Origin of the sequence: Streptomyces sp. NPDC060027, assembly GCF_042737005.1 — a bacterium.
In the GTDB taxonomy this organism is placed as follows: domain Bacteria; phylum Actinomycetota; class Actinomycetes; order Streptomycetales; family Streptomycetaceae; genus Streptomyces.
On the sequence record NZ_JBHWVI010000429.1, the window covers coordinates 1 to 2,251 of the forward strand.

Below are 2,251 nucleotides of genomic sequence, written 5' to 3' on the forward strand. Positions count from 1 at the left end.
CCTCATCGGCGAGAAGATCGACATCAACGGCGACGGCACCCCGCTGCGCTACATGGACAAGCCGAGCAAGGACGGCGGCTCCAAGGACTCCTGGTACTCCGGTGTCGGCAACGTCGACGTGCACTACTCGTCCGGCGTCGCGAACCACTTCTTCTATCTGCTGAGCGAGGGCAGCGGCGCCAAGGTCATCAACGGCGTCAGCTACAACTCGCCCACCTCCGACGGGCTTCCGGTCACCGGCATCGGCCGCGACAAGGCCCTGCAGATCTGGTACCGCGCGCTCACCACCAAGTTCGTCTCGACCACCAACTACGCGGCGGCCCGCACCGGCACGCTCGCGGCGGCGGGTGAGCTGTACGGCACCACGAGCGCCGAGTACACGGCGGTGCAGAACGCCTGGGCGGCCGTGAACGTCGGTTCACGTCCCGGCGGTGGCGGCGGTGGCGGTACGTCGTTCGAGAACACGGCCGACGTATCGATTCCGGACAACGGCGCGGCGGTCACCTCGTCGGTCACGGTCAGCGGCCGTACCGGCAACGCCCCGTCGAACCTCGCGGTCGCCGTGGACATCGTGCACACCTGGCGCGGTGACCTGGTGATCGATCTGGTGGCCCCCGACGGCTCGACGTACCGCCTGAAGAACTTCAGTTCGTCCGACTCGGCGGACAACGTGAACGCGACCTACACGGTCAACGCGTCCTCCGAAGTGGCCAACGGCACCTGGAAACTGAAGGTCCAGGACCAGGCGGCCCAGGACACCGGCTACATCAACAGCTGGAAGCTGACCTTCCCGTAGACCGCGGCGGAAGCCTGCGCGAAGGCAGTGCGCCAGGCGCCGTCCCGGAGATCCGACTCTCCGGGGCGGCGCCCTCTTTTGCCCTCAAGGAGGTTTGCTTTGACCCTCCCTTGACGGCGGCCGACGAGGCGCCCGGCCACCCGACTGTTCACCTGATCGACGATTTTCAGCCAAGGTCTTTATGGGCTCCTGACATGTACGCGTCCGGGATGGCACGCTTCCACCGCACGGCTCACCCGCACCGCAACTTCACCATCGTCCCTCCGGCCACCCCACGCCGTACGGACGCCCCCACAAGAAGGAGCTTGCGTGACTCCCCTCTACGCGCGTCACAAGCGCACCACTCTGGCCATCGCCACCGCAGTCGCGGCCGGAGCCCTGCTCACCACCGGTCTGACCACCGGTGCCGCCGCCCAGACCGCGGCGCTCTCGTCCGGCAAGACCACCCCCCTCGCCGGTTCGTCCGTCCTGCTCTCCAACTCCGCGCGCACCGCGCTCATCCAGAAGGCCGACGCCGCCACGGCGGAGACGGCCCAGCAGATAGGCCTCGGTGCCAAGGAGAAGCTGGTCGTCAGAGACGTCGTCAAGGACGCCGACGGCACCGTCCACACCCGCTACGAGCGCACCTACAACGGACTTCCGGTCCTCGGCGGCGACCTCGTCGTCCACGAGACCAAGGCCGGCCGGACCGAGGGCGTGACCAAGGCGACCAAGACGGCCATCAAGGTCGCCTCGCTCAAGCCGCTGGTCACGACCGCGAAGGCCGAGAAGCAGGCGCTCACCGCGGCCAAGACCGCCGGCTCGGAGAAGACCACCGCCGACAAGGCACCCCGCAAGGTGATCTGGGCCGCCACCGGCAAGCCGACCCTCGCCTACGAGACCGTCGTCGGCGGCCTCCAGGACGACGGCACCCCCAACGAGCTGCACGTCATCACCGACGCCGCCACCGGCAAGAAGCTCTACGAGTACCAGGGCATCGAGACCGGCACCGGCAAGAGCCTCTACTCGGGCACGGTCACCCTCAACACGACCCTGTCGGGCTCGACGTACCAGCTGACCGACGGCACCCGCGGCGGCCACAAGACGTACAACAAGTCGCACACCACCAGCTCCTCCGCGGGCACGCTGTTCACCGACGCGGACGACACCTGGGGCACCGGCGCGGCCTCCAGCTCGACCACCGACCAGACCGCGGCCGCCGACGCCGCCTACGGCGCGCAGGCGACCTGGGACTTCTACAAGAACACCTTCGGCCGCAGCGGCATCAAGAACAACGGTGTCGCGGCCTACTCCCGCGTCCACTACGGCAACGCGTACGTCAACGCGTTCTGGGACGACAGCTGCTTCTGCATGACGTACGGCGACGGGTCCGGGAACGCCGACCCGCTGACCGCGCTGGACGTGGCCGGCCACGAGATGAGCCACGGCGTCACCTCCAACACCGCGGGCCTGAAC

General features: G+C 68.2%; 2 protein-coding genes. Both read left to right on the top strand.

The genetic code is table 11. The features are described from left to right. On the top strand, positions 1–796 hold a 796-nt coding region (locus ACFWBT_RS42695; RefSeq protein WP_385710151.1), incomplete at its 5' end, for a M4 family metallopeptidase. A gap of 309 nt (positions 797–1,105) precedes the next feature. Next, positions 1,106–2,251: M4 family metallopeptidase (locus tag ACFWBT_RS42700; protein ID WP_385710154.1), on the top strand; the 1,146-nt coding region annotated here is incomplete at its 3' end.